At 75.1% G+C, this 7885-nt stretch carries 7 protein-coding genes and 1 pseudogene; 6 read left to right on the forward strand and 2 right to left on the reverse strand.

Going from position 1 to position 7885, the window contains the following annotated elements; all coding sequences use genetic code 11:
* Both ABZ885_RS31545 and ABZ885_RS31550 read right to left on the reverse strand, forming a co-directional pair.
* A pseudogene (locus tag ABZ885_RS31545) lies at nucleotides 1–500 on the reverse strand (hypothetical protein); the annotation flags it as partial.
* A gap of 93 nt (nucleotides 501–593) precedes the next feature.
* Nucleotides 594–920 (reverse strand): hypothetical protein, encoded by a 327-nt coding sequence (locus ABZ885_RS31550; protein WP_360196143.1) that lies wholly within the window; start codon nucleotides 918–920, stop codon nucleotides 594–596.
* A gap of 268 nt (nucleotides 921–1188) precedes the next feature.
* Here ABZ885_RS31550 and ABZ885_RS31555 point away from each other — a divergent pair, with 268 nt between their 5' ends.
* The 6 genes from ABZ885_RS31555 to ABZ885_RS31580 all read left to right on the forward strand — a co-directional run bounded on the left by ABZ885_RS31555 (nucleotide 1189) and on the right by ABZ885_RS31580 (nucleotide 7744).
* Nucleotides 1189–2142 (forward strand): STM4015 family protein, encoded by a 954-nt coding sequence (locus ABZ885_RS31555; protein ID WP_360196146.1) that lies wholly within the window; start codon nucleotides 1189–1191, stop codon nucleotides 2140–2142.
* A gap of 105 nt (nucleotides 2143–2247) precedes the next feature.
* Entirely contained in the window at nucleotides 2248–3192 is a 945-nt protein-coding gene (locus ABZ885_RS31560; protein WP_360196149.1) for an STM4015 family protein, read from the forward strand.
* A 10-nt stretch (nucleotides 3193–3202) separates the two neighbouring features.
* On the forward strand, nucleotides 3203–4381 hold the full coding sequence (locus ABZ885_RS31565; protein ID WP_360196152.1) for an STM4014 family protein: 1179 nt from the start codon (nucleotides 3203–3205) through the stop codon (nucleotides 4379–4381).
* Between the two features lie 104 nt (nucleotides 4382–4485).
* Nucleotides 4486–5424 (forward strand): STM4013/SEN3800 family hydrolase, encoded by a 939-nt coding sequence (locus ABZ885_RS31570; protein WP_360196159.1) that lies wholly within the window; start codon nucleotides 4486–4488, stop codon nucleotides 5422–5424.
* Complete coding sequence (locus ABZ885_RS31575) at nucleotides 5421–6755, forward strand: STM4012 family radical SAM protein (protein ID WP_360196155.1); 1335 nt, start codon at nucleotides 5421–5423, stop codon at nucleotides 6753–6755. The genes ABZ885_RS31570 and ABZ885_RS31575 overlap by 4 nt, the downstream gene beginning before the upstream one ends.
* Before the next feature lie 11 nt (nucleotides 6756–6766).
* Nucleotides 6767–7744 (forward strand): STM4011 family radical SAM protein, encoded by a 978-nt coding sequence (locus tag ABZ885_RS31580; protein WP_360196157.1) that lies wholly within the window; start codon nucleotides 6767–6769, stop codon nucleotides 7742–7744.
* The last annotated feature ends 141 nt before the right edge of the window (nucleotides 7745–7885 follow it).

A 7885-nucleotide genomic window follows, 5' to 3' on the forward strand; every position in this document is an offset into this window, starting at 1 on the left:
GGGCCTTCGGCGTCGGAAGGCCAGGCGACGAGGAACAGCCGCTCACGGCGGTGGGAGTCGCGGACGGCCTCGACCCCGTCGTCCGGCTCCTCCCCGGCACCGGGCTCGGGGGCGAGCCGGTCGAGCACGGCGTTCCGGATCCGGTCGGCCAAGGCGTTGGTCACCGGGCCGAGTTCGCCGCCGGTGAGTGCCCACAGCGGCGCCCAGCCGGCCGCCCCGGCCCGCTCCACGGCCTGCCGGCGCGCCGCCTCCCAGGGCGCCGTCCGGACCGCCTCCCGCACGCTCACCGCACCGGCGGCCCGCAGCTCCAGCGCCGCCACGGCCGCCGAAGCCGGCGAGCCGAACCAGCGCACCTCCGCCGGCCCGGCCAGCCCGGCCGCCCGGTAGGCGACCCGCACCGCGCCCTCGACCTCGGCCCGTTCGGCCGGGCCGGTGGCCGCCGCGCACACCCGCCAGCGCGCCGTCGCCTCGTCCGGTGCCACCGTCTGTTCCGTCCCCATCACCTGCTCCGCTCCCGGCCGGGCACGCCGCCCCGCCGTCCGAACCCGCTCACGTCCACCTGCCCCCGCCACACCGACGGGGAGCCGCCCGGGTCAGTCCGCGACGATGCGCACCGCACCGGGCACGTACTCGCGCTGACGCACCACCCGGTACCAGCCCTTGGGCAGCGGTATCGCCGCGTGCTCCTCGTGCACGACCCGGCCGCCCTCCGGCAGGCGCAGCCAGGCGGCGCCGAACGGCCCCGCCTCCCGGCGCAGCCACCCGGGCCCGACCACGGCGTGCGCGTGCCCGGTCACCTCGCCGAGCGCCAGCACCAGCCGGCCCCGCGCATCCCGCGGCTGGGCTGCCAGCGCCGCCACCCGCGGCGGCACCGCGGCCTCCTCCACCGGCACCATCAGCACGTCTCCCTGGCGGTACATCAGCCCTCCCTGACCCGGTCCGACGGACGTCGGATCCCCACGCTCCACAACGTAGCCGAGGGGTCCGACAACGACGCCCCACCGACGCCCACACCGACCCTCACATCGGCGCCCACGGCCGGGCCGGGGCCCGCTTGCCGTCGGCCCCTCCCCCGCCGCACCGGGACCGACATGCCCTCAGCCCTCCCGGTATCGGCCCCGGAGAGCGGATTGTCGGACCCGACTGATAGACACGTGTCCGGCCCGCACCGATCCCGAGGAGCAGCGCATGACGGTCAACAACCACATCGAGGAGTTCCACGGACTTCCGGTCTTCGACTTCGTCGCGGCCGTGTACGAGGGAGCCGAGCTCCCGGAGCCCGACGCGGTGGCCTGGAAGATCGGCGTCGAGTACGACGCCCCGAAGGGCTGGGTCGAGCGCTGGAGCGAGTTCCTCGCCGCGGTCGACCCGGGCCGGGTCACGGCCGTCGTGGTCGGCGAGTGGTCGCTGGACGGGCCGGAGAGCTTCGACGAGCCGCTGGCCGCGATCATCGGCGCGGCCGACCGGCTGCCGGCGCTGCGCGGGCTGTTCATCGGTGACATCACGTACGAGGAGAACGAGATCTCCTGGATCGACATGGTCGACGTGACGCCGGTGCTGACGACGTTCCCGCTGCTCACCGAGCTGGTGGTGCGCGGCGCCTCGGACGAGTCGGTCGAGGGTGAGGGCGTGTTGCTGCAGCCGGTGCGCCACGAGCACCTGCGGGCGCTGCGCTTCGAGTCGGGCGGGCTGCCGGCCGCGGTGCCGCGGGCGGTCGCGGCGAGCGAACTGCCCGCGCTGGAGCGGCTGGAGTTCTGGCTGGGGGTGCAGTCCTACGGCGGCGACGTGACGCTCGACGACCTGGCGCCGTTCCTCGACGGCGCGCGGTTCCCGGCGCTGCGCCACCTCGGCCTGCAGGACAGCGAGCTCCAGGACGAGATCGCCGCCGCCGTCGCCCACGCACCCGTGGTGGCCCGGCTGGAGTCGCTGAGCCTGTCCATGGGCGTGCTCACCGACCAGGGGGCCACCGCGCTGCTGGAGGGCCAGCCGCTCACCCACCTCAAGGCCCTCGACCTGCACCACCACTTCCTCAGCGAGCCGATGCAGGAGCGGCTGCGCCAGGCGCTGCCCGGCGTGGAGATCGACCTCTCGGAGGCCGGCAAGCCCGACGACCAGCACCGTTACGTCGCGGTCGCCGAGTAGTCGCCGAACAATCCGAGCAGTCGCGGAGCGATCGCCGAGTAGTCTCCGCCCACCCTCGCCACCACCCTCACCACCACGCTCCAGCCACGCAGCCCAGGGGGCACTGTGATCTTCACCCGGACCAGCGAGCAGTTCCACGGGCTGCCCATCGTCGATTTCACCGTCAGCGACGCCGCCCTGCCCTCCGACCCGGCCGAGCTGCCGGAGGCGGGCGCCGCCGCCTGGCGCCTGCGCGTCGCGTACGGCTCGGAGGGCGGCTTCGACGAGGTGTGGGCCGCCTTCCTGGCCACCGTCGACCCGGCCGGTGTCCGCGCCGTGCTCATCGGCCCCTGGTGGGTCCGGGACTACATCCCGGTGGAGGGGGCACTCGCCAACATCGTCGCCGAGGCCCTCCGGTTCCCCGCCCTGGAGGCGCTGTACGTCGCGCACGTCTCGTACGAGGACTGCGAGATCTCCTGGCTGGAGCTGTCGGACGTCACGCCGGTACTGACGGCGTTCCCGGGTCTGACCGAGCTGGTCGTGTGCGGTGGCAACGGCCTGCGGCTCAGCCCCGTCCGGCACGACCGGCTGACCGAGCTGCGGTTCGAGTCGGGCGGGCTGCCCACCGAGGTGGTTCAGGCGGTCGCGGCGAGCGAACTGCCCGCGCTGGAGAGCCTGGTGCTCTGGTTCGGCGCCGAGGAGTACGGCGGGGACGCGACGATCGACGACGTGGCACCGTTCCTCGACGGCACCCGGCTGCCGGCGCTGCGCCACCTCGGACTGCAGAACAGCGAGTTCCAGGACGAGATCGCCGCCGCCGTCGCCCACGCGCCCGTGGTGGCCCGGCTGGAGTCACTGAGCCTGTCCATGGGCGTGCTGTCCGACGAGGGCGCCACCGCGCTGCTGGAGGGCCAGCCGCTCACCCATCTCAAGGCCCTCGACCTGCACCACCACTACCTCACCGACCCGATGCAGGAACGGCTGCGCCAGGCCCTGCCCGGCGTGGAGATCGACCTCTCGGACGCCGAGGAGGACGACGACGGCTGGCGCTACGTCGCCGAGGCCGAGTAGGCGGGTGACGATGCGGACCATCACGCACGCCGGCGTCCCGGCCCCCGCCCGGGCCACCCATCGGCTCCCGCCGTCCGGGCGGCTGACCGTGCTCGGCAACCCGGGCCACCGCCGGGTCGCGCTGTTCACGGCCGCCGCCCGGGCCGCCGGGCTGCCCGAGCCCACCGTCCTGCCCTGGATCGACGTGCTGCGCGGCACCTACCGGCTGCCGGCCGGCAGCGTGGTGCGGATCGAGTCGCCCGGCGAGGAGGAGGCGGTGGACGCGCTGCTGCGCGGCCCGGCGCTCGGCGACGGCTACGCCCCGACCAGGGTCGAGGGCGGCGCCGTCTGGTACGCGCGGGTGACGGCGGCGCTGCGGGCCGTGGAGGGGCAGCCCGGCGTCCGGCTGCTCGGCGACCCCGAGGAGATCGCGGTGATGTTCGACAAGCGGCGGGCGCACGCGCTGCTGTCGGCGGCCGGGGTGCCGGTGCCCCGGGCCCTGGACGGCGGCCCGGTCACCGGCTGGGAGGACCTGCGCGAACGGCTGGCCGCAGCCGGGCTGCGGCGGGTGTTCGTCAAGCCCGTCCACGGCTCCTCGGCCTCCGGGGTGGTGGCGCTGGCGTTCGGACCGCGCGGCCAGGTCCAGGCGACCACCTCGGTGGAGTTCACGGACGGGCGGTTGCACAACTCGCTGCGGGTCCGCCGGTACCGGGACGAACGGCTGGTGGCCGGGCTGGTCGACCGGCTCGCCCCGGACGGGCTGCACGTCGAGCAGTGGGTTCCGAAGGCGGCGCAGGCAGGCCGCTCGGCCGACCTCCGCATCGTGGTGATCGCCGGACGCGCCACCCACGTGGTGGTCCGCACCAGCCACCAGCCGATGACCAACCTTCACCTCGGCGGTGCCCGGGGCAGCCTGGAGCTCGCCCGGGAGGCGGCCGGGCCGGCCTGGCCGGGCCTGCTGGAGACGGCGGAGCGGGCCGCCGCCTGCTTCCCGAACTCCCCGATGGTCGGCGTCGACCTGCTGCCGACCACCGGCTGGCGGCGCGCACTGGTCGGCGAGGTCAACGCCTTCGGCGACCTGCTGCCGAACCTCACCGGCCTGCCCGGCGGCCCCGCCGAGGGCCTGGACACCTACGCCGCCCAGCTCGCCGCCCTCGCCGCACCGCCCCCGGCCCGGAAGCCGAGGGGCCGTCCAACGGACCACCGATGAGCCGTCCCATGCACCCCACGCACCCGATGCCTCCCACGCACCCCACGCACGGAACTGACGCGATGAACCAGCACACCGTCCCCACCCCCACCCCCGCTCCCGACATGAACGCCGTCGTGGGCAGCCACAACCTGCTCCTCGTCACCCTCGACACGCTGCGCTTCGACGTCGCCGAGGAACTGGCCGCCGCCGGGCGGATCCCGAACCTCGCCGCGTTCCTCCCCGGTGGCCGCTGGGAGCGCCGGCACTCCCCCGGCAGCTTCACGTACGCCGCGCACCAGGCGATCCTGGCAGGCTTCCTGCCGACCCCGGCCTCCCCGGACGGGCCGCACCCGCGTCTGTTCGCCGCCCGGTTCGCCGGTTCGGAGAGCACCGCCCCGCGGACCTGGGTGTTCGACACGCCCGACCTGCCGAGCGCGCTCGCCGCGGCCGGGTACCGGACGGTCTGCATCGGCGGCGTCGGCTTCTTCAACCAGCAGGGCGCGCTCGGCTCGGTGCTGCCCGGCCTGTTCCAGGAGAGCCACTGGGCGCCCGAGATGGGCGTCCCCTCCCCCACCTCCTTCGAGTCCCAGGTCGCCCGCGCCGAGCGGGTCGCCGCCGAGCAGCCCGCCGACCGGCCGCTCTTCCTCTTCGTCAACGTCTCGGCGCTGCACCAGCCCAACTGGTTCCACCTGCCCGGCGCCACCCGGGAGCACGGCGACAGCAGGGAGAGCCACGCGGCCGCCCTGGAGTACGTGGACGCGCACATCGGCCGGCTCTTCGCCGCGATGAGCGCCCGGCGGCCGTGCTTCGCGATCGTCTGCTCCGACCACGGCACGGCCTACGGCGAGGACGGCTACACCGGGCACCGGATCGGCCACGAGGTGGTCTGGACGGTCCCGTACGCGCACTTCACCATCCCGGCCGGGCACACCACCGGCCCGGCGACCCACACCACCGGCCCGGCGACGCACACCGGCATCCCGGCCGCGCACGCCACCGGTCCGGCCGACGCCGCACACCCGACGGCCACCGCCGAGGACGCCGAGGAGGAGAGCGCATGACCACGGCACCCGCCCGCCAGGCCGAGTCCCCGTACCGGTCGTACGTGTACGCCTACCCGCACAAGACCGCGTACCGGCCGCTGCCGGAGCGGCCGGTGCTGCGCGAGCTGTGGGCCGGCGAGCCCCAGCACGCGCTCTCGCTCTACCTGCACGTCCCGTTCTGCGAGGTCCGCTGCGGCTTCTGCAACCTGTTCACCCGGATCGGCAGCCCCGAGGGCCTGACCACCGCCTACCTGGACGCACTCGACCGGCAGGCCACCGCCGTACGCCGGGCGCTGGACGACGACGCCCGGTTCGCCCTGGCCGCGTTCGGCGGCGGCACGCCCACCTACCTGACCGCCGGCGAGCTGGAACGGCTCTGCGACATCGCCGAGCGGCGGATGGGCGCCGACCTCCAGGCCGTCCCGCTCTCCGTGGAGGCCTCGCCGGCCACCGCGACCGCCGACCGGCTGGAGGTCCTGGCCGCCCGGGGCACCACCCGGCTGAGCCTGGGCGTGCAGTCCTTCGTCGACCAGGAGGCCCGCTCGGCCGTCCGGCCGCAGAAGCGCGCCGAGGTCGAGGCCGCCCTCGGGCGGATCCGCGCCGCCGGCTTCCCCGTCCTCAACATCGACCTCATCTACGGCATCGACGGCCAGACCGAGGCCAGCTGGCTGCACTCGCTGGACGCCGCCCTGGCCTGGCAGCCCGAGGAGCTGTACCTCTACCCGCTGTACGTCCGGCCGCTGACCGGGCTGGCCCGGCGCGGCGAGCAGGAGAGCCAGGCCGACTGGGACGCCCGGCGGCTCGCCCTCTACCGGTCCGGCCGGGACCACCTGCTCGCGCACGGCTACCAGCAGGTGTCGATGCGGATGTTCCGCCGCGCCGCCGCCCCGCAGGCCGGGAGCAGCGAGTACGCCTGCCAGACCGACGGCATGGTCGGCCTCGGCTGCGGCGCCCGCTCGTACACCTCGCGGCTGCACTACTCCTTCGACTACGCGGTCAACGCCACGGAGGTGCGCGGCATCATCGACGACTACGTGGCCACCGAGGACTTCCACCGCGCCGAGGTCGGCCGCCACACGACCCCGGAGGAGGCCCGGCGACGGCACCTCGTCCAGTCGCTGCTGCAGGCCGAGGGCATGCCGGTGGCGGAGTACCGGGCCCGCTTCGGCTCGACGCCGGCCGAGGACTTCCCGGCCGAGCTGGCCGCGTTCGAGGCCCGGGGCTGGCTGGCGGACGATCCCCTGCGGCTCGTGCTCTCCCCGGAGGGCCTGGCCCACTCCGACCTCGCCGGTCCGATGCTGTTCTCCCCCGAGGTGCACCGGCTGATGGCCGAGTACGAGGCGAAATGACCTTCCTCGGCATGCCCGCACCCCGCCCCGCCGACGGCGCCTCTGCCGCCCGCACCCCGGGCGGCGGGCCCGTCTCGGACGGCGGCGCTGTCACGCACGGCGGGCCAGTCACGCACGGTGGCGCCCCGGACGGCGGCCTCGACCTGACCCTGCTCTACCGCGGCCCGCTCGCCTCCTGCGACTACGACTGCCCGTACTGCCCGTTCGCCAAGCGCCGCGACACCCCCGAGCAGCTGCGGGCCGACCGCGCCGCCCTGGAACGGTTCACCGGCTGGGCGGCCGGCCGGGCCGGCACCGGGGACACGCTGTCGCTGCTGTTCACCCCGTGGGGCGAGGGGCTGGTGCGGTCCTGGTACCGGCGGGCGCTGGTCGGGCTGAGCCGGCTGCCGCACGTGCGGCGGGTGGTGATCCAGACCAACCTCAGCTGCCGCACCGACTGGCTGGCCGAGGCCGATCTCGCCACGCTGGCACTGTGGGTGACGTACCACCCGGGCCAGGTCGGCCACGACCGCTTCCTCGCCAAGTGCCGGGAGCTCGACCGGCTCGGCGTGCGGTACAGCGTCGGCGTGGTGGGCCGGCCCGAGCACCTCGCCGACGCCCGCCGGATGCGCGCCGCCCTCTCCCCCGGCGTCTACCTGTGGGTCAACGCCGCCGAGGGCCACCACTACACCGACGCCGAGGCCGCCGACTGGCAGGCCCTCGACCCGCACTTCGGCTACAGCCGGCACGCCCACCCCAGCGCCGGCCGGCCCTGCCGCACCGGCGAATCCGTGCTCTCGGTCGACGGCGACGGCACCGTCCGCCGCTGCCACTTCGTCCGGGACGTCCTCGGCAACCTGTACGACAACTCGTACCGCGCCGCGCTCCGCCCCCGGGGCTGTCCGCTGAAGGTCTGCGACTGCCACATCGGATACGTGCACCTAGAGACGCTGCCGCTCTACGAGGTCTTCGCCGGAGGCGTACTGGAGCGGGTGCCGCACGGCTGGTGAATCAGCACGTGCAGCCGAACGGTCCCGTGGCCACCCCTCCCCCGCCCGCGCGCGCGCCCCGGGCGCGCGGGCCCCAACCCGGGGGGGGGGGGGAGAAGGGGAGAACGGGGGGGTGGGGAAGAGTGTGATAGCACAAGTGTT

Origin of the sequence: Kitasatospora sp. NPDC047058, assembly GCF_040643935.1 — a bacterium.
Classification (GTDB): Bacteria; Actinomycetota; Actinomycetes; order Streptomycetales; family Streptomycetaceae; genus Kitasatospora.